This is a genomic window from Paenibacillus sp. LS1 (genome assembly GCF_026013365.1).
Classification (GTDB): Bacteria; Bacillota; Bacilli; order Paenibacillales; family Paenibacillaceae; genus Paenibacillus.
The window spans coordinates 1,887,060-1,905,732 of the sequence record NZ_JAPDOE010000001.1 but is presented as its reverse complement, the minus strand read 5'-3'; the positions used below and the strand labels follow the sequence as shown (position 1 = coordinate 1,905,732).

Sequence of the window (18,673 nt, the reverse complement as noted above, 5' to 3'; positions counted from 1 at the left end):
TAATTAACCTACTTGAACAGTTGGGCGAATAATCATTTCGTTGATCCCCACATCTGCTGGTTGCTCAATTGCAAAGGAAATTGCGCGAGCAATGCTCTCAGCAGGGATTGCTGTTTTATAAAATTCATCCAATCCGGCTTTCATCTCTGTATCAGAAGTGGTTTCCAATAATTCGCTATCCACCGCACCTGGGGAAATATTCGTTACACGGATATTCGTACCACTCATCGCCTCTTCTTGGCGTAATCCTTCAGAGATCGCTCGTACGGCATGTTTGGTGCCACAATATACAGTTCCTCCTGGATAAATGTTATGTCCTGCTACAGAAGAGAGGTTGATTACATGACCGGATTTGCGCTCTCTCATGTGTGGAGTGACCGCAGCAATCGCATATAGAACACCTTTGATGTTTACATCAATCATCTGATTCCATTCATCCACTTTATTCTTGGCGAGAAAAGCTTGAGGCATGATTCCCGCATTATTAACTAACACATCAATCTTGCCGAATTCTTTAAGCGCATATGCAGCCAGTTCATTCATTTGTTCGAGCGAAGTTACATCCGTTGCTTTATATATTACTTGTCCACCACTTTGAGTGATTACATCCTGAATTTCTTTTAATCGTTCTTCACGACGAGCAGCTAAAACCAATTTTGCGCCTTTTGCCGCGAGTTCTTTTGCAGTGGCTTCTCCTATTCCGCTAGAAGCACCTGTAATGATGACAACTTTATCTTGAATATTAGACATTTGAGATAACATCCTCTCTTTATATAAATACACAATAATGCGGTATCGCACATATGTGTTATAATTTATACCCAAAAAACGATGGATGCAATGATCAATTCCTTCTATTTTGTGCGATACTGCGCAAATGTATTGAAAGTGAGTTGTAAAAACCAAAGAACCACCTGTTGAAGGTGGCAGTTGGTTTTAAATATTGGAGATAAACCGCCATTTTATTCACATATACGTTCCAGCAGAGTTCCCAATTGTTCTGCTAATACTTGATGAGTTACAGGTCTTTCGTTCGTAAACCACCATTCCACGACTCCCACATACGAAGAAGCTACAAATTGAACGACAAGTTCGTTATTTAAACCTTCGTTTTTACCTTGGGTATTGTCTACCTCATCTTTGAACTCTTCAACAAGAAATTCCAAAAAGCGATTGCGGAAGAAAGGAGCTCCTTTGCTTGCCAGCATGGTGGAGAAAAAATTGTAATTGCTCTCAAAATACTCCGTCCAAACGATCGAACCTGTGACAAAATCCAAATCCGCAACCGATGCGCATCGTACGGCAAGTTCATTAATATGGGTTTCAATGAGATTGTCCAACAAATCATATTTATCTGCGTAGTGAAGATAGATCGTTCCACGGCTAACGTTGGCTTGATCGGATAGATCCTGAATCGTGATATCATCAAAATTTTTCTCAGCCATTAGCTCAATTAATGCTTTTTTTAATGCTTCCTGGGTTTTGAGAATTCGTCGATCGACTTTAGGCATAGTGCTCACCAAACTTTCTTTAGTGTAAATAATATCTGTTGAAGAAAATTAGATAATGAACAATTTCGCTTTTTTATTTCATTAATGTACAAATCGCTCTTAATAGTCCATAGCAAAAACCTGAATGTGGTTATAATACTAGACGTGTGATCAATAAAGTAGGAGGAAACACAATGAAAATTACGGACGCATCCAAGCAGTATCATGAAAGAATGTTTCCCGGTTATGAATCCAAGCTTATGGAAACCGATCCGGAGTTTATAGAGCGCTTCGATAATTTTGCATTTGATGAAGTCGTCAATCAGGATGATCTGGATGATCGTACTCGCATGATGGCTATATTGTCTGTTTTGATCGGCTGTCAGGGTATTGATGAGTTTAAAGCCATGCTTCCAGCAGCCTTAAATTTTGGCGTTACTCCTGTGGAAGCCAAAGAAATCGTTTATCAGTCTGTTGCTTACCTTGGCATAGGAAGAGTATTTCCTTTTTTGCATGCTGTAAATGATGTGTTGACTGCAAGAGGCATAGCGTTACCTTTACCGAATCAGTCTAACACCACTACTGAGAACCGTTTAGAAGCAGGAATTAAAGCACAGGTTGATATTTTTGGCGAAAGTATGAAAGACTTCTGGAAATCGGGTCCGGAAGAGACGAAACACATTAATCACTGGCTTGCAGCAAATTGTTTTGGTGATTATTACACCCGTAGCGGGCTCGATCTTAAACAAAGAGAAATGATTACGTTTTGCTTTCTTATGGCTCAGGGTGGATGTGAACCTCAGTTAACCAGTCATGCTGCTGCTAATATAAGACTGGGTCAGGACAAGCTGTTCTTGATCAAAATCATCTCCCAGTGCTTGCCTTTCATCGGTTATCCACGAAGCCTGAACGCTCTCCGGTGTGTGAATGAAGCAGCAGGGGAATAGTAGAAACATGTCATGAAAACAAGCGTTTTATCCAAAACGACGCCGAATATAAACATTAAACAGGTAGCAGACACTGCTCCTGTTTGAATGTTTAGGTGTTATACTTCACGACATTGCAATCGGTTTTAGGCAATTCGTTCGATTAATATCCCCACTTGTTTTGCCATGATTTCAGGTGGATAAGGCATTTCATTCTTGAACCACCATTCCACCACCTCTACATAAGCCCCTGCAATAAATCGAAGAATAATCTCATGACTTAATCCATCATTTTTCCCTTCTGATGTGTCCACTTCCTCACTCAATCCTTGCATGACAAACTCCAAAAAGCGATTGCGGAAAGACAGGTTTCCCTGACTGGCTAACATCGTGGAAAAGAATAAATAATTACGTTCCAGGTATTCGAACCAGATCAACCCACCCTCTATAAAACTCTTTTCAGATGACGCCTCACGCAATTTCTCCAGTTCATTAATATGTTCTTCGATCAGTTTATCGAGTAAATCAAATTTATCCAGATAATGGAGATATATCGTTCTTCGGCTTACATCTGCTTTGTCGGAGATGTCTTGTATCGTAATTTGATTAAAGCTTTTCTCCGTCATTAGTTCAATTACTGCTGTTTTGATCGCTTCTTTTGATTTAATGATTCTTCTATCCACTTTAGACATCGTTTAGGATCACCGAACTTTCTTGAGATAATTAACAAATTCCAATGATATGTGCACTAATACTCGAATTTCGATTAATTAGTCATTGTGAGTTTAATAGATCCATTTATAATAATACACAGATGTCACATAATCAATCGGCAGGAGGAATTCATAATGAGAAACACAATTCAATTAACTTTAAATGGAAAGAACTATACAGCTACGTTAAACGATAACCGTACCGTAAAAGACATATTAAATATGTTGCCACTGGAACTAACATTACAAAGATATGCGGGTCATGAATATTACAGTTCACTTCCTGACAAGCCTTCAATGGAGGGGGTTCCTGTGACCTCAAAAGCACATGCCGGTGGCATCTACTACTATGATGGATGGAATGCTTTTACAGTTCTCTTCGGTGATGCAAATATTGCTCCTTATGAAGTCGTGCATGTCGGTGATGTTCATGAGGATGTCATAACGCCACTAAGCGTAGCGGGTGCTAACATAACAGCTAAAATTGAACTTGGTGCAAGCTAATTCACAATTTCAATAGTTTTGTATACTAATGCACGAATCAGAGTCTATTGGTCATTGAAGGTATTTTAAATCCATTTATAATAATACACAGATGTGAAATAAAAATTTGAGAGTGAGGAATAATTATGGAATATGTAAAACTCGGAAATACAGGTTTGGATGTATCACGGATTTGTCTTGGAGGTATGAGCTTTGGTATCGGAGAACGGGGAGACTTTCCATGGGCACTTAACGAGGAACGCAGTCGCCCTATGATACAAAAAGCGCTTGAAGTAGGCATCAATTTCTTTGATACGGCGAATGTATACTCAGGAGGAACGAGTGAAGAAATCATTGGACGAATTCTAAAGGAAAGTGCCAATCGTGATGAGATTGTCCTGGCGTCGAAAGTTTTTTACTCGACAAGTTCAGGTCCCAATGGTGGGGGTCTTTCTAGAAAAGCCATTATGAGTGAAATTGATAAAACGCTCAAGCGCCTGGGCACGGATTATATTGATATGTATTATACCCACCGCTGGGATTACAACACACCGATTGAAGAGACGATGGAAGCTCTGCATGATGTGGTGAAGGCGGGCAAGGCCAGATATATTGGAGCTTCCACGATGTATGCATGGCAGTTTTTAAAAGCACAGCATGCCGCTGAACGTAATGGTTGGACTAAGTTTGTAGCGATGCAGGATCATTACAATCTCTTGTATCGGGAAGAGGAGAGAGAGATGATGCCGCTATGTAAGGAAGACAAAATCGGTGTAATGCCATGGAGTCCGCTAGCTGCGGGAAGATTGGCAAGACCGTGGGGAGAAACAGATGAACGTGCGAAAGTGGATGCCATTGCAACAGCCATTTATTCAGCAACGGCTGAATCGGATCGCCAGGTCGTTGAACGTGTAACAGAGGTAGCCACAACACGCGGGGTACCGATGTCGCAAATTGCACTTGCCTGGTTGCTTCAAAAGGAACCTGTAACATCTGCTATTGTGGGCACGACTGAAATTTCTCATATTGAAGACGCGGTAGCGGCCCTTTCAATTCAATTGACACCCGAGGAAATGGCCTTGTTGGAAGAGCCATATGTGCCACATCCAGTGCTCGGTATGACATTCTAATGCCAAGCTAAAGGCGTAGATGCCAACCTGGTTGTGGATGCATATCTATCCTTTCTTCGGGTGTGCAGTGGTGTGTGCCCATCGTCGTGAAAAATAACATATTATATCTTGAAAGGGAGTCTAAAATATGAGTAATGTACTGATTCTAGGAGCCAATGGAGGAATAGCTCGTCAAGCCATTGATATATTCCTCCAAGAAACGGATGCTCAACTGACACTTTATCTGCGTAACGCAAACCGAATGAAAAACATGGAGTCCAACCGCATTCGAGTTGAAGAAGGCGATGTGATGAATGTAGACAACCTGAAGGAAGCCATGGCAGGACAAGATGTTGTCTATGCCAATCTATCCGGAGATCTGGAGAAAATGGCTAAGAATATCGTAGATGCGATGGATGCCAGTGAAGTAAAACGCCTCATCTTTATCAGTTCCATGGGTATCTATGATGAGGTGCCTGGTGAGAAATATGGCAGTGTTCTCAATCCATATCGAAAAGCAGCCCAAGTCATCGAAGCCTCCGACCTGGATTATACAATTTTAAGACCAGCATGGTTTACCCATTCCAATGAAATTGACTATGAAACTACACAAAAAGGTGAGCTGTTTAAAGGCGCTGAAGTTTCACGCAAGAGCGTTGCAGATCTGGTGGTTAAATTGGCAACCAATCCAGCAATGGAGGTTCGCAGCAGCTTGGGAGTGAATAAACCCGATTAACGATCTTGTGGATGTATATGTCCGGTATTTGCATAATAAAATTGATGTTCATGGTGAACTAAGCCATAATTCATTGGCTAATATAGGATAGGGATATAATCCATCGTTGGTAAGGGCGATGGATTACATCCCTATTTTTAGTGTGGAGAAATCCATTTCGTCAGTAGTGGCTTTTCTTCAGCAGCATCTGAGGAAGTGCTAGCAATAATCTGTCCATCGTGAGCGGATCATCGAAATTGTACTTATTCTCGGAAAGAATAATACGGTCAATGCTTTTCGAGTTCCAGTAAGGTAACTTCATCAGTGTTCTGTACAGCCGGATCGTACGTGGATCATTGTCCATGAGAATAAAATGAATATCGGCTTCATAGGTAGAGGCATATTCCGGTCGCGTCAGTTGGAAAGGAATGCCTGCCTGGATTAGTTCCTTCACTTTCGGTGGAGGCTGCATGCCATCAGGGTGGTATATAGTGACTGCAAAGCCTTTCATACTCATAATGTAGAGATTACCCTCAACGATGGAAAACACAGTGGCTGTTTGTTTGACATCCATATGCTTCGCCAGATCCACCCACAATTGTTTACTTGCAGAGCGATGCTGATAAATCCATTGTTGTGCGAGCTTTTGTCGGTTCATCAGCTCTGCCGTTTGCATGATTCTTGAATAGACATGTTCATAGCGATCGATGAGCACGGTTGGGGCAATAGATGCCAATTCTTCGATCCAATCTTGACGGAAACCAGAGTGAATGATCAGGTCAGGAAGAAGCTTGCGGATTTTACCCGGTTCACCCAGTAATCCAATATCCTCAATACCATTGATAGAATCCCAATACAGACCTCTTTTACCTATGATCTCTACATCTGCCCCTATCGGCGTGATCCCCAATGACAATAGATCACCTAGAGAATATCCAATGGCAACAATCCGTTTGTAAGGAACCTCCGGCATGAGAACGGAAGTTGAGCTGACTGAAGCAGCCTCCTCGTACTGGCGGGGAGTGATTCCTTCCGTTTGTTTAAACTTGCGCGAAAAGTAGCTCTCATCCTTGAATCCCACAGCTTGGGCAATCTGTGCAATCGTGTCCTCGGTCTGTAACAATAGCCGTTTGGCATGTTTCATACGAATATCCAACAAGTAATCCAGTGGTTTTTTTCCTGTTATGGATTTGAATAAGGTACTGTATTGCCATTTAGCCACACCTGCGATGCTGTACAACTGGCGGGCCGTAATGTTTTGCTGATAGTGAGACTCGATATAAGTGACGGTATGTTCCACCGCTTGAATGTTATCGGATATTTCCGTATTCCGTCGAATGTTTTCCATCAGGAAGAGCAGTAATTCCTGCAACGCAATCTGCTGCTTTAATCTCGATTCTTCGGGGACGGGAGTGGTGCGCTTCAATGAGAGGTCGAGCGTTACTGCCAAATCAAGTAACCTTGATTCGTCAGTAATGTTCATCCGCGTCTCGTAAGGAATCATGGACAGTAATTCATTGGCTGGTTTCGACTCTCCAAGCCGGTATACACTGAACACGATGACGATGGCCCCAGCGGGATTGAGCTGCATGGCGGGCGATGAAGCCTCCAATGTTTCTTCGTGCGGATTGACGAATTGAATGCTGGCCTGCGCATCAGGTGCAAGTAGTACCACATCGTTTTTTTCAGTCTGCATGAAATGCTTCCTCAAGTGCAACACACCGGATGTCGACTTAAACATAACGAGGCGATGTGCGCCGGGTGAGCTGGGGATGAATTGTTTGCAGGACAGCCTGCGGAAAAAGCTTACGCTCTGAGGGATGTATATGTCGTATCCTTCATTCGGCAAAAAGGAAAATTCTTTTCCATCAATTGTTGAACGTTCCATGCTGTGCTCCTTAATCAGATGTATTTTGAACAGCGATTCCAAGCAAGACAAGCATAGACAAGTCTATTGTCGCAAGCCCTGTTCTGTTTTTTGTGCTATAAAAAATCAGAAATATATCCATTGTTCAATCATACCAAACTCCTTAACATAAATTGAAGATGATTTTCATTCTCAATAATGTTTTAAGGGGGCTTTACGATGCAAAAGAGAAAAATATTCCATGGCATAATTATCATGCTATGTATGCTTCTGCTTGCTGTAACAGCGGCATGTTCCAAAAAAGAGGAGGCAGCACCATCTGCGTCAGCTAACGGGGAACAGGAGAGAGTTAAAGAAATAACAGTTTCATGGATGAGGGATTTGGGTCCGTCTAATCCGCACGCGTACTATCCATCACAGTTGTTCTCCCAATCCATGATTTACGAACCGCTGGTTGCGTACGGCGAAGGCGGAGAAATCAAGCCTCATTTGGCCACCAGTTGGGAGATTAGTAAGGACGGCAAAGAATATACTTTCCATCTTCGAGATGATGTTCAATACTCGGACGGAACACCGTTCAACGCCGCTAGTGTCAAGCGTAACATGGATGCAATCCTGCAAAACAAGACTACGCATAGTTGGCTGGGAACGGCTAAATTGCTGGATCACATCGATCTTGTGGACGAGTATACCGTCAAGCTTGTCATGTCAGAGCCGTATTATCCGGTTTTGCAGGACTTAACGACCGTGCGTCCATTCCGCTTCTTGGCTGATGCAGGCTTCCCGGAAGGGGATAATACGCTAGAGAGCATTCAGTCTCCCATCGGCACGGGGCCGTGGATGCTTGAAGAATACAAGCAGGACGAATACAGCGTATTCGTGAAAAACCCGAACTATTGGGGCGAACAGCCCGAATTGGACAAGATTACGGTCCGCATCATACCGGATGCCGAAACCCGGGTCCTGGCCTTTGAGAAAGGCGATCTTGACCTCATTTTCGGAGAGGGTTCCATTAGTTTGGATGAATTCACGCGTTTGCAGAAGAACGAGGAATTCGAAACGGCATTATCGGGACCATTGGGCACGCGTAACTTAATCCTGAATACGCAGAATGAAAAACTGGCGGATCTGCGAGTGAGGCTTGCTCTGCATCACGGATTCGACAAGGCTGCGATGGTTAAAGGTATTACGTCAGATGTGGAACAGCCTGCGACGCAGGTACTTACAACTGATTATCCTTACGTTAGCCAATCGTTCCAGGGATTTGCGTATGATGCTTCCAAAGCAGCAGCTTATCTGGACGAGGCAGGATGGAAGGTTCCAGCGTCAGGCGGTACCAGAGAGAAGGATGGCGAGAAGCTGTCGTTTGAGCTGATGTACGATACAACGGACCGCATCCAGAAAGCGATGGGTGAGACACTTCAGGCTGAATGGGCAGGACTTGGCGTTGAACTTAAGTTGACGGGACTTGAGCTGACCGAACAGACCAAACGTGCCCGTGAGGGTGACTATGACATGAACTTCTGGTTCAACTCCGGTGTGCCCTATGATCCTCATACATTAGTCAATGCAGTAGCCGAGCCTACCTTCGGCATTGCCGAGGCACATCTCAATATTGAAGGCAAGGCAGAGCTTGATGAACAGATCAGGCAAGTATTGGCTTCCGTTGACGAGAAACAGAGACAGGCGCTTTATGATCAGATTTTACAAAAAATTCAGGATGAATCGGTCATTATCCCTCTTTCCTATATTCGCCAATATAATGTATACCAGAAATCACTGGAGAACGTTTCATTCCCGGAGAGCAGATGGGATCATCCCTTTAACAGCATTCACCTAAAATAAAGAAAAGGTAGGGCCGCTCATGGCAGGTTATATTTTCAGAAGAGCACTGACGCTGGTTCCACTCGTGCTGTTCGCCACCTTTGTGGCATTCGTGCTAATGAGGCTTTCCCCGGTGGATCCGGCCGAGGCGTACTTCTCGGCAGCTCATATCAAGCCTAACGCGCAAATGCTGCAAGAGAAGAGGGCAGAGCTGGGGCTGGACGATTCGTTCATGTCCCAGTACGTGCAATCCGCTGTTCGCATGCTGAAGTTGGACCTCGGGACGTCGTACCTGTCCTCCAAGTCTGTCTGGGGAGAGATCTGGCAACGGCTGCCGGCAACGTTGCAGTTGACGGGCAGCAGTATGTTGATCGCTTTCGTAGCCGTTGTCACACTAGGTTATTTCTCAGCCGTACACGCCGGGCGGTGGGTAGATTACGCGGTACGCATTCTTTCCTACATCGGCGCTTCCTTACCGCAATTCATGCTGGGGTACTTACTGATCTATCTGTTTGCTCTCCACTGGGACTTGCTTCCGGTGGAAGGAAAGGGCACATGGCAGCATTTGATTTTGCCATCCTTGACACTTTCTTTGGCACTTGTGGCAACCTATGCCCGATTATTTCGCGAGAGTATTTTGGAACAACTCAAGCAGGCTTACGTGGACTATGCCCATACACGAGGACTAAAGCCGCGCAGCATCATGCTTAGACACGTGGTTCGACTGGCCATACTCCCTATCATTACTGGATTCGGAATGAATCTGGGCAGGCTTATTACGGGAACAATTGTAGTGGAACGAGTGTTCTCTTGGCCCGGTCTGGGCCGGTTTTTCGTGGAATCTATTTTCAACCGCGATTTGCCAGTCATTCAGGGCTATGTTTTTTTTGCTGCCTGTCTTTACTTATGCACAAGTCTCCTAACCGACCTTCTGCACATGGCTGCCGATCCGAGGCTTTCTTTGCAAGAAAGGAGTAGGTAGTGACATGAAATTAAAAAGTTTGATTTTTGGTAAACGGTTGGTCGTAGCCTTGTGCCTTTTCTTTTTGGGTGTTTGCGCAGTAACAGCGATCTTTGCTCCATGGATTGCTCCCCATGATCCGAACCAGATACAAATGGCGGACAAACTTGTTCCATCCTCGGCTGAGCATTGGCTGGGTACCGACCATTTGGGCAGGGATGTGTTGTCCAGACTCATCTATGGTGTTCGGATTACATTTGGACTGGTGCTGGGAGTCTTTCTGGTCTCCGTGTTGGTTGGGGTATCAATAGGCATGTTATCCGGTTATGTAGGCGGATGGCTGGATCAGCTGTTAATGCGGATCTGCGATGGCATGCTTGCATTTCCGAACCTCGTCCTTGTGCTTGGCATCGTCGGTATGCTTGGACCAGGGATATATCAGGTTATTATTGCACTGCTACTGGTACAGTGGGTGTACTATGCACGTATGACCCGGGGGCTGGTTTTGCATATGCGTTCCGAGCCGTATTTGCTAGCGGCCCTCATTAGCGGTTCCAGCCGATTAACGATCTTGAGGAGACACGTTTTTCCGCATATTTTCCCGCAAATCGTGGTGATCGGTACGTTAGAGATGGGGTGGGCCATCATGGATATTTCAGCTCTTTCCTTCCTGGGACTCGGCATTCAACCACCTACTGCGGAATGGGGTGCGATGATTAATGAAGGACGCGGCTATTTGCGCGAGCACCCTTCTCTAATGTTATATCCGGGATTGTGTATTTTACTTGTCGTCACCGCATTCAATGTACTGGGGGAGTCACTCTCTCAACTACTCGGCGTTAAAAAAGTGAAGGAAAGGAGCACCCGCAATGTTCGAAGAACATCACGTCAGATTGGCAGCTCCTGAACCATTGCTTGCACTCGATAATGTCTGTGCCGATGTGATTGAAGATGGAATTTCTCAGCGATTGCTGCATGATGTTTCGTTTTCGATATATTCAGGACGCGTCGTAGGTATTGCAGGACAGAGTGGTAGCGGTAAAACGCTAACCTGCCGATCCATTCTTCAGCTACTCGATCCTGCCATCCGTGTAAACGGCAGCATCAGACTGAGGGGTAATGAACTGAACGGCATGGCTGAAGAGCAGTTACGCACCATTCGCGGAAATGACATCGGGTATATTGTTCAAAACCCAATGAATGCGCTGGTTTCTGTTCATAGCATCGGAAGCCAATTTGTCGAAACGATCCGCACACATACCCGGTGTAGTAAAAAGGATGCGTTAACACTGGCCGTGCAGGCACTTGAAAGTGTAAGGCTGCCTGATCCGCCGGAACTTCTCAAACGATATCCGTTCGAGCTTAGCGGAGGCATGCTGCAACGTGTATTGATTGCGCTGACGATGTGCCTGTCACCCTCCATCGTCATTGCGGACGAGCCCACCACAGCGCTCGATACGATTAATCAATACCATGTATTGGAGGAACTAGAGAGGCTGCGGATGAATCAGGATGTTGCCATTCTGCTTATTACGCATGATCTTGACGTCATCGCAGAGATGGCAGATGAGGTCATCGTGATGCATGAAGGACGGGTCGTGGAACATAATGATGTATTATCCATATTCAATCGACCACAACATGCCTATACACAAGAATTGCTACACAGTCGGTTGAATGAATGAACGGGGGAAAATAATGGCACTGCTAGAACTTTCCGGCGTCACTCACACATATGATTCTGTGAACAGATCATGGTGGAAATCGAAACAGAGGTCGCAGGGAGCGGTGGTACAAGATATCTCCATGACGCTGGAGGCAGGTCAATGCATCGGTTTGTTAGGGGGGAGCGGTGCAGGCAAAAGCACCCTCGGGAAAATCATGCTTGGTCTGCAACGCCCTCAATTGGGCTCAGTACGTATTCATGGTAAGGATATGTACACTAGCGACAAACAAACGAAGAAACAATTACGAAGACATGTACAAGCCGTATTTCAGGATTGTTATTCCTCGGTGAATCCGAAGATGACAGTAGCACAAATCATCGGGGAGCCGCTTGGCAATTTCGAGCGTTTGACGCACACGGAGAAAAATTATCGCATTGGCGAATCACTAGACCTGGTGGGGCTAAGCACAAGTGCTATGAACAAGTTGCCAAGACAATTCAGCGGCGGACAACTGCAACGAATCAGCATTGCACGAGCCATAATCTCCAGACCCAGCTTTATTGTGCTGGATGAAGCTGTCAGCAGCCTTGATGTAGCTAACCAAGTGAATATCATCCAGATTCTACGCAATTTGAAGGAACAACAAGACATGTCCTACGTGTTCATCACACATAACCTGAAGGCTGCATTTGCGCTATGTGACCGTTGGGCTGTATTGGATCAGGGTAGCCTCTGCGGAAACTTCTCGACGATGGACGAGATGAAGACATCCCGCGAGCCTGCGGTTAAGCAGTTATTAGACGCCTCACTGTCCGGACATCCAGAGTCGGGCACGATTCGAAAGAACAGACCTTTCTGTGTTGAGGCAGGGCAGCGGAAAGGTGCATTGGCATGAATCGAGGTGAAAGTTTGGCAGACAGCCGCAACGGTGCATTTTCTCCCGCGGTGCTACGCCTGTATGCCCTTACTTTTTTATTTTACAGTGCTAACGCCTTCGTTCAGATGATATTACCGCTCTACACGCGAAGCATTGGTTTTGGGAACGACCAGATCGGCATGATCGTGGGGACGTATTTGCTAGTCAGCATGCTGCTGCGACCATGGGCGGGAATCGTCGTTGAACGAATCGGGATTGCTCGAATTCTGCGTTATATCCTGGTGGGGCATCTATTTGTTTTGCTATTGTTTGTGTGGCAAGGGAATATTTCTTACATTATTATCCGGGGTTTGCAAGGCGCGGTCGCCGCTTTTTTTTCGCTTGCTGTGCAAATGGCCGTCATGGACCTGGTGTCCAAACGTGACCGCGCTCAGGGATTGTCTCTGTATTTGCTATTTGGTTTGTTACCCTCGGTCATGATGCCCGCACTGGGGTGGATCGCTTGGGACAAAGCAGGCATGAATGGATTTTACACGGGACTTATGGTTCTTGGCGTGTTGACGCTCATCGCGTCCTATGGAATAGGCAGAGCTACGAAACATATCAAAGTGACAAAGACTTCTGCCGAGCAGAAGGCAACCAAGCATGATATAGCTGGGGGTGTACGATCTACGCTCTGGAACCGTCACTTCATGCTCAGCAGCCTCGTGATGATGAGCGCGACGATTGGGTTTGGCGCGGTAACGGCGTTTCTTGCCTTGTATGTGATACAGATCGGAATTGGCAATGCGGGGTTGTTTTTTGCTGTTCAATCGGGCGTGATCGTGACGGCGAGATTTGCTTTCCGTAAGAACCTGCCTTCGGACGGAAACTGGCATTCCGCATATGTGGGTATGCTGTTAGTTTCAATTACGATAGGTCTGGCACTGGTGGCGATTGCCCCGTTGACAGGCAAGGCGTGGGTACTGTATGGTGGCGGCGCCGCGATCGGCTACGGTATCGCCAACGTGTATCCCGTGCTTGCCGCTTACCTGAGTATCGTACTCGGACAAGAAAGACGAAAAGTATGGATGGGGTTGTTTATCTCTATGTCTGATTTGGGAACCGTAATTGGTAGCCTCGTGTTAGGTATGACGGCTGACTATACCGGTTACGGAGACATGTTCTGGATATCCGCTGGAGCTACTCTGTGTGTTGCTGTATTTGTAGTCTTGAGCAGGCGCTGGATGGCAAGGTCATCTGTTTAAACTAGATTGGGACAGGGCTTAAATCGTTTAATGGCGATTTAAGCCCTATTTGTTCGTGGGCAAATAATTCTCTTGAACGTTTTTGCCTTATATAGTGAAAAGAAGCACAGGAACAATGCGCGTGATGTGTGAGAATGGGTAGCAGAAGGTTAGAAAATAATCCTCCATGCATGAATGTATGAGGTTGGGAAATAAGAGAACGGAAGGAGCAATTCATGATGAAGCAGCGTATGGGTAGGTCGTGGTTACTCATTTTGATGAATGGAATTCTGGGGGTTGGGGCAATCGTTGGAGGCGTCACTTTAATCATGGACCCATCTGGAAGTATGGTGAATTTGCCTGAATCTTTGTTGGAGCGTTCTCCGTTTTCCAGTTTTTTGTTCCCGGGGATCATCCTATTGCTGGTCCTTGGCGTGATGCCTACAATGATTGCTATCTCGCTCTTCCGCTACGTTCATTGTGGGCTGGGTGAGAGATTGAATCTTTATCCTGACCGTTACTGGGCTTGGTCTTTTTCCTTGTATACGGGTTTTGCTCTCATCATCTGGATTATGGTGCAGGTGTACTGGATTCAGGATGTTTCTCTCATTCACTTGGTCTATTTTGCATGGGGAGTGGGTATTCAGGTTGTGACCTTATTGCCCGGCATACAGAAGAAATACTCGAAATAAATAGCTCTCTAATGTTTTAAAAATAGCTGCCATCAGGATCAAATAGATGATTCTGGTGGCGGCTATTTTCTATTGGCACCGAGATAATACGTGTTTTTGTAATACTTCCCACTTGTTTCTCGGATTTAAAAGGACTCGGACAAATCATATTGACAAAAAAGGATCATCCTCGCATACTTACGATATACACTTTATAAAGTATATTTATTAAATACTATAGAAGCGGCTAGCCGCAAAATCATAATTCGCAGGAAACAGGGAGGTTAGCATGGATGGTCTACGTTATTATGGCAGTTATAATTTGGGCAGGTACCTATGCATGTATGGTCTTGTCAAAGCAGCCGATAGAAGTGAAGCCTGTGAAGTCGATGGATGATTTGTTTGAGTAAACCAGAGTAGCTCTGCCGTTTCGATCCCTTGCCAGCACGATGGAACTCATGTGTTCGAGTAAGGCATTATGTTATGATATGGTGTGAAATGACATCGATATCATTGCTTTGGCTCAATTGAACCAGAGTAGAAACGAGAGGGTTATGAAAAAAGCCAACGCTACAATGATGAAATACATCAATTTGAATAATGTGCGTGAAGTCATGCAGCAGATGGAGACGGCGACTAAACCGCAATTAGCTTCACTAACCAATCTTAGTGTTGTTACCATTAATGCGCTGATTCAGGAATTATGTGATGGCGGAGAGTTGTTTCAGGATAAAGTGCTTCCGTCTAACGGTGGTCGCCCTGCTCAGGCATATCGATATAATTATAATTTCAAGCTTGCTCTGGTTCTTTACATCAAAGAGATGAAAGGTCAGGAATTGATTTCGGCAACGGTCATGAATCTGGAGAATAAGGTTGTGTTGAAGGAAGAAAGCATCTTGCCTGCTTTTGATAAACAGCATGTGCTGCAACTTATCGCGCGTTTCATTGTGGAGTATCCCTCCATTGATATGATCGGCATCGGTATTCCGGGACAAGCCGTGGATGGGGACATCACGGTGAGCAGTCATGAAGAGCTTATCCATTCACATCTGATACGGGAGATCGAGAGCGAGTTCCAACTGAACGTTCTCGTGGAAAATGACGTTAATGCAGCCATTAACGGATACTGTACACAGCATGCTGATATGAAGCAACAGAGTGTAGCAGGCATTTATTTTCCGAACCGATATCCGCCGGGTATGGGCATGATGTTGAATGGACAGATGATCCGCGGGAATAAAGGGATGTTTGGTGAGATTAAGTATCTTCCTTATTCACCTGATTGGAAAAGTGACATGAGCAACGATGATTTTGTAGTGCAGGTATGTCATATTCTGCAAACGATTAATGCCGTCGTTGCTCCTCACCAGATTGTCATTTATCAGGAACGGGTGAAGAGAGAAGAGCTGGATTTAGCATGGAAACAGTACGGGAAGCATCATCCGATGCCGTCGTTGCCCGAGATCGTACATCAAGACTCGTTTCAACATGATTTTGATGCTGGGTTACGAGGAATGGTTCTTCAGGCATTGAAGTCAGGCATTCTATCAGAAGCCTTATAAGCTAACCCTTGTAGAGGAGGATTCATGATGCATGAAGAAGAGAGAATCATGAAGGGGATTCTGTTTAGTCCAAGTGATCCGGAATTAAAGGCCATCAAAAGGCGAGCCCATAATCTCAGTCAGCGTTACAGTCAGACCTTTGAAGAACAGACTGAGGAAAGAAATCAGATATTGCAACAGCTACTGGGGCAGATCGGTGAAGGTGGATTCATGCAAGGCCCAATCTTCTTTCATTATGGTGTGCATACCCGGATAGGCGACCACTTCTTCGGTAATTACAATCTGACGATACAAGACGACGCGCAAGTGACGATCGGGGACTATACCAGTTTTGGACCCAACGTTACGATTGTTACCCCCGTTCACCCCATGATTGCCCGTGAGCGGCGACAGATGTTGGACCAGAACGGTGATGTGAAGTCGCTATGTTATGCCAAACCTGTCATGATTGGAAACGATGTATGGATTTCGGCAAACGTCACAGTGTGCGGAGGCGTAACGATTGGAGACGGATGTGTCATCGGAGCAGGTAGTGTGGTGACGCGTGATATTCCACCGCATTCTTTGGCGGCAGGCGTACCGTGCCGAGTTATTCGCAAAATTACGGAAGCGGACAGCATGCGGAATTTCCCCGATGTTCTGGCAGATTGCCGTGTGCTGGAAGAATAAAAAAGGCTGCCATCAGGTCAAATACATGATCCTGATGGCAGCCTTTTGTTGTTATACGTTTACTTGGAAGCGTTATAGTTGCTCAAGAATTCTTTTACTTTTGCAGGATCAGCTTTCAATTCATTCCCAGTCTGAACGAGCGGGCTTACTGTAGAGTATGCTTTGAGTTTGTTGTTCTTGTAGAAACTCAAAATCTCATCTTGATTGATGGAGTACAGCACGGCTTTTCTCAAGTCACTGCTCTTGGCAACCTCACGATTGGCCGTGTTGAACAACAGATAAGAGACAGCGTTACTTGGAAGACTTTGCAGTTTCAGCTTACTGTCATTTTCGATGATATCATACTTGGTTTCAGGTACACCGTAGTATAAGTGAATTTCACTGCTGCGAAGAGCAGAGAGGGCGCTATCTGCATCCGAGATGAATCGGACGTTAACCTGAGAAATTTTTGGCTCATCTTCCGTACCTTTACGGTAGGCCGGGTTTTTCAAGAATACACCTTCATAGTCATTTTTATAAGACAAAATATAAGGGCCACTCGTGTAAAGGGTGTTATTGTATGCTGCGCCTTCAGTCACCGTGTTCTGGTCACCGTAAGGAATATCTTTGTTTACGTCAAAGGAAGCTACATCATATGTGTTGATGCTCTCCACCTGTTTTTTGGACACGATCCCAGCAGATTGGTGAGCCAGGTAGTTCAGTACTTGCGGGAAAGGTTCAGTTGTTGTCAGTTTAACGACCTGATATTTTCCTGCACTATTATCTGCTTTGGTTTTGTCAGCCACGAGTTCTGTAATTTTGCTGCCCAACCCTTGTTCCAATTCTTCCAGAATGGTACCGTTGCCGCTGGATTGTTTAACAGATTGCAATGCACTCAGATCCGTTACAACCTCAGCTTCTTTGATGTGTTCATGCAAACTGTACGTCCGGTGATCCGGAACGGAATCTTTGTTTTTAGCACGATCCAGGGAGAAGATAACATCATCTGCACCGACACGTTCTCCTGTATCTACAGCTTTTTTGTTATCAATCTTCGCAAAGTTGATATCGTCTCTGAGGATGAAGTAGTAGTCCGAATTTCCTTCAGCAATACTGAAGTTATGGGACAATGATCCATCTGCTGTTAGTTGATCGTCATCTGTCAGGTTAACGAGACGTACATACATATTGGTATTCAATTGGTTGATGGAACCGTCGTTTCCTTTGATTGGATCAAGGGAAGTCAGTACGGATGCACTTTGCGTCAGAATCAACGGATCTTTGGTATTTTTGGAGCTGTCGTTGAACTCAATCGGTTCCCAAGCCATGGCGCGGGATTTGGAGAGACGAACCGTGTCGACATTCAGAATGTCTTTGTTCACAGCCTGACTTTTCAGAGAAATGTACAAAGGAGCGATGTAAGCCTGGTCAGTTACCAAGCGATCTTCCAATTGATTGTATGTGTCTTTGTACTGATCTGGCGTTTGGGTAGCTGCCTGATCGATGAGTTTATCAATTTCCCCATCGGCGAGGATACTGTAATCTCCACCTGTTTTGAAAAGGGAACGTACCGCATAATCGGGATTTCCCGTTACCGTTGTCCAGCTGGACAAGGCAATATCATAATTCCCTGCATCCTGCTGGGATTTGAAGCTACCGTAATCCGGCTGCAAGTTCAGCTTTACATTGAATCCATTTTTAGTCAGCTGGTCGCGGACAATGTTTACATCATTTTCGGAAGAACTCATGGCGAGCAGTTCAATGTCTGCTGGTTTTTGTGCAGTTTCTGTTGTGTCCGCTGGTGCGGTCTCCGCCTGGGATTCGGTTTTCGTTTTTACACTGCAGCCGGAAATCACAATGACGAGAATTAATAGCAATGAGATGAGTGTACGTTTTTTCATGGGATTACCCTCCATATCTTGAATGTGTGATGT

18 protein-coding genes are annotated in these 18,673 nt (G+C 45.1%); 13 read left to right on the top strand and 5 right to left on the bottom strand.

The features are described from left to right. Nucleotides 1-3 precede the first annotated feature (3 nt). Together OM416_RS08280 and OM416_RS08275 are read right to left on the bottom strand one after the other, a co-directional pair. A complete protein-coding gene (locus tag OM416_RS08280; RefSeq protein WP_264928387.1) occupies nucleotides 4-750 on the bottom strand; it encodes an SDR family oxidoreductase in 747 nt (248 codons plus the stop codon). 212 nt (nucleotides 751-962) lie between these two features. Next, nucleotides 963-1,511 carry a TetR/AcrR family transcriptional regulator gene (locus tag OM416_RS08275; protein ID WP_264928385.1) on the bottom strand — a complete coding sequence of 183 codons (549 nt, stop codon included), beginning with the start codon at nucleotides 1,509-1,511 and terminating at the stop codon, nucleotides 963-965. A gap of 173 nt (nucleotides 1,512-1,684) precedes the next feature. On the opposite strand from OM416_RS08275, the gene OM416_RS08270 reads away from it, so the two are divergent. Next, on the top strand, nucleotides 1,685-2,437 hold the full coding sequence (locus tag OM416_RS08270) for a carboxymuconolactone decarboxylase family protein (protein WP_264928383.1): 753 nt from the start codon (nucleotides 1,685-1,687) through the stop codon (nucleotides 2,435-2,437). Nucleotides 2,438-2,562: 125 nt separating this feature from the next. Here OM416_RS08270 and OM416_RS08265 read toward each other — a convergent pair whose 3' ends face one another. After that, nucleotides 2,563-3,108: a TetR/AcrR family transcriptional regulator gene (locus OM416_RS08265; RefSeq protein ID WP_264928381.1), complete on the bottom strand. Its 546-nt coding sequence runs from the start codon at nucleotides 3,106-3,108 to the stop codon at nucleotides 2,563-2,565. Between the two features lie 156 nt (nucleotides 3,109-3,264). Between OM416_RS08265 and OM416_RS08260 the strand changes: the two genes are divergently transcribed. From OM416_RS08260 to OM416_RS08250, 3 genes are all read left to right on the top strand, one after another. After that, on the top strand, nucleotides 3,265-3,633 hold the full coding sequence (locus OM416_RS08260; RefSeq protein ID WP_264928379.1) for a cyclophilin-like fold protein: 369 nt from the start codon (nucleotides 3,265-3,267) through the stop codon (nucleotides 3,631-3,633). Between the two features lie 125 nt (nucleotides 3,634-3,758). Next, nucleotides 3,759-4,742, top strand: a complete 984-nt coding sequence (locus OM416_RS08255; protein WP_264928377.1) for an aldo/keto reductase — start codon at nucleotides 3,759-3,761, stop codon at nucleotides 4,740-4,742. Nucleotides 4,743-4,869: 127 nt separating this feature from the next. Next, nucleotides 4,870-5,457 carry an SDR family oxidoreductase gene (locus tag OM416_RS08250; RefSeq protein WP_264928375.1) on the top strand — a complete coding sequence of 196 codons (588 nt, stop codon included), beginning with the start codon at nucleotides 4,870-4,872 and terminating at the stop codon, nucleotides 5,455-5,457. Nucleotides 5,458-5,617: 160 nt separating this feature from the next. On the opposite strand, the gene OM416_RS08245 is transcribed toward OM416_RS08250, so the two are convergent. After that, nucleotides 5,618-7,132 (bottom strand): helix-turn-helix domain-containing protein, encoded by a 1,515-nt coding sequence (locus OM416_RS08245; protein WP_264928373.1) that lies wholly within the window; start codon nucleotides 7,130-7,132, stop codon nucleotides 5,618-5,620. 390 nt (nucleotides 7,133-7,522) lie between these two features. Between OM416_RS08245 and nikA the strand changes: the two genes are divergently transcribed. The 9 genes from nikA to OM416_RS08200 all read left to right on the top strand — a co-directional run bounded on the left by nikA (nucleotide 7,523) and on the right by OM416_RS08200 (nucleotide 16,760). After that, complete coding sequence (gene nikA, locus OM416_RS08240) at nucleotides 7,523-9,148, top strand: nickel ABC transporter substrate-binding protein (protein WP_264928372.1); 1,626 nt, start codon at nucleotides 7,523-7,525, stop codon at nucleotides 9,146-9,148. Nucleotides 9,149-9,167: 19 nt separating this feature from the next. Then, complete coding sequence (locus OM416_RS08235) at nucleotides 9,168-10,109, top strand: ABC transporter permease (protein ID WP_264928370.1); 942 nt, start codon at nucleotides 9,168-9,170, stop codon at nucleotides 10,107-10,109. Between the two features lie 4 nt (nucleotides 10,110-10,113). Continuing rightward, nucleotides 10,114-10,995 carry a nickel transporter permease gene (nikC, locus tag OM416_RS08230; protein WP_264928368.1) on the top strand — a complete coding sequence of 294 codons (882 nt, stop codon included), beginning with the start codon at nucleotides 10,114-10,116 and terminating at the stop codon, nucleotides 10,993-10,995. Beyond that, the gene (locus tag OM416_RS08225) at nucleotides 10,958-11,773 is read left to right on the top strand and encodes an ABC transporter ATP-binding protein (RefSeq protein ID WP_264928366.1); all 816 of its coding nucleotides are present in this window, start codon (nucleotides 10,958-10,960) and stop codon (nucleotides 11,771-11,773) included. Before nikC ends, OM416_RS08225 begins: the two co-directional genes overlap by 38 nt. Before the next feature lie 13 nt (nucleotides 11,774-11,786). Beyond that, complete coding sequence (locus tag OM416_RS08220) at nucleotides 11,787-12,650, top strand: ATP-binding cassette domain-containing protein (RefSeq protein ID WP_264928364.1); 864 nt, start codon at nucleotides 11,787-11,789, stop codon at nucleotides 12,648-12,650. Then, nucleotides 12,647-13,879: a staphylopine family metallophore export MFS transporter CntE gene (cntE, locus tag OM416_RS08215; RefSeq protein WP_264928362.1), complete on the top strand. Its 1,233-nt coding sequence runs from the start codon at nucleotides 12,647-12,649 to the stop codon at nucleotides 13,877-13,879. The genes OM416_RS08220 and cntE overlap by 4 nt, the downstream gene beginning before the upstream one ends. A gap of 215 nt (nucleotides 13,880-14,094) precedes the next feature. Next, complete coding sequence (locus OM416_RS08210) at nucleotides 14,095-14,550, top strand: hypothetical protein (RefSeq protein ID WP_264928360.1); 456 nt, start codon at nucleotides 14,095-14,097, stop codon at nucleotides 14,548-14,550. A gap of 533 nt (nucleotides 14,551-15,083) precedes the next feature. After that, nucleotides 15,084-16,091: an ROK family protein gene (locus OM416_RS08205; protein WP_264928357.1), complete on the top strand. Its 1,008-nt coding sequence runs from the start codon at nucleotides 15,084-15,086 to the stop codon at nucleotides 16,089-16,091. Between the two features lie 24 nt (nucleotides 16,092-16,115). Then, on the top strand, nucleotides 16,116-16,760 hold the full coding sequence (locus OM416_RS08200) for a sugar O-acetyltransferase (protein WP_264928355.1): 645 nt from the start codon (nucleotides 16,116-16,118) through the stop codon (nucleotides 16,758-16,760). 59 nt (nucleotides 16,761-16,819) lie between these two features. Here OM416_RS08200 and OM416_RS08195 read toward each other — a convergent pair whose 3' ends face one another. Next, nucleotides 16,820-18,640 carry an ABC transporter substrate-binding protein gene (locus OM416_RS08195; RefSeq protein ID WP_264928353.1) on the bottom strand — a complete coding sequence of 607 codons (1,821 nt, stop codon included), beginning with the start codon at nucleotides 18,638-18,640 and terminating at the stop codon, nucleotides 16,820-16,822. Nucleotides 18,641-18,673 lie beyond the last annotated feature (33 nt).

Bases quoted from the DNA above. Each gene is read 5' to 3' on its own strand.
- OM416_RS08270 (WP_264928383.1), top strand. From the start codon at position 1,685: ATGAAAATTACGGACGCATCCAAGCAGTATCATGAAAGAATGTTTCCC.
- OM416_RS08200 (WP_264928355.1), top strand. From the start codon at position 16,116: ATGATGCATGAAGAAGAGAGAATCATGAAGGGGATTCTGTTTAGTCCA.
- OM416_RS08210 (WP_264928360.1), top strand. From the start codon at position 14,095: ATGATGAAGCAGCGTATGGGTAGGTCGTGGTTACTCATTTTGATGAAT.
- OM416_RS08280 (WP_264928387.1), bottom strand. From the start codon at position 750: ATGTCTAATATTCAAGATAAAGTTGTCATCATTACAGGTGCTTCTAGC.
- OM416_RS08265 (WP_264928381.1), bottom strand. From the start codon at position 3,108: ATGTCTAAAGTGGATAGAAGAATCATTAAATCAAAAGAAGCGATCAAA.
- OM416_RS08205 (WP_264928357.1), top strand. From the start codon at position 15,084: ATGAAAAAAGCCAACGCTACAATGATGAAATACATCAATTTGAATAAT.
- OM416_RS08275 (WP_264928385.1), bottom strand. From the start codon at position 1,511: ATGCCTAAAGTCGATCGACGAATTCTCAAAACCCAGGAAGCATTAAAA.
- nikC (WP_264928368.1), top strand. From the start codon at position 10,114: ATGAAATTAAAAAGTTTGATTTTTGGTAAACGGTTGGTCGTAGCCTTG.
- OM416_RS08260 (WP_264928379.1), top strand. From the start codon at position 3,265: ATGAGAAACACAATTCAATTAACTTTAAATGGAAAGAACTATACAGCT.
- OM416_RS08225 (WP_264928366.1), top strand. From the start codon at position 10,958: ATGTTCGAAGAACATCACGTCAGATTGGCAGCTCCTGAACCATTGCTT.
- OM416_RS08255 (WP_264928377.1), top strand. From the start codon at position 3,759: ATGGAATATGTAAAACTCGGAAATACAGGTTTGGATGTATCACGGATT.
- nikA (WP_264928372.1), top strand. From the start codon at position 7,523: ATGCAAAAGAGAAAAATATTCCATGGCATAATTATCATGCTATGTATG.
- OM416_RS08220 (WP_264928364.1), top strand. From the start codon at position 11,787: ATGGCACTGCTAGAACTTTCCGGCGTCACTCACACATATGATTCTGTG.
- OM416_RS08245 (WP_264928373.1), bottom strand. From the start codon at position 7,132: ATGCAGACTGAAAAAAACGATGTGGTACTACTTGCACCTGATGCGCAG.
- OM416_RS08235 (WP_264928370.1), top strand. From the start codon at position 9,168: ATGGCAGGTTATATTTTCAGAAGAGCACTGACGCTGGTTCCACTCGTG.
- cntE (WP_264928362.1), top strand. From the start codon at position 12,647: ATGAATCGAGGTGAAAGTTTGGCAGACAGCCGCAACGGTGCATTTTCT.
- OM416_RS08195 (WP_264928353.1), bottom strand. From the start codon at position 18,640: ATGAAAAAACGTACACTCATCTCATTGCTATTAATTCTCGTCATTGTG.
- OM416_RS08250 (WP_264928375.1), top strand. From the start codon at position 4,870: ATGAGTAATGTACTGATTCTAGGAGCCAATGGAGGAATAGCTCGTCAA.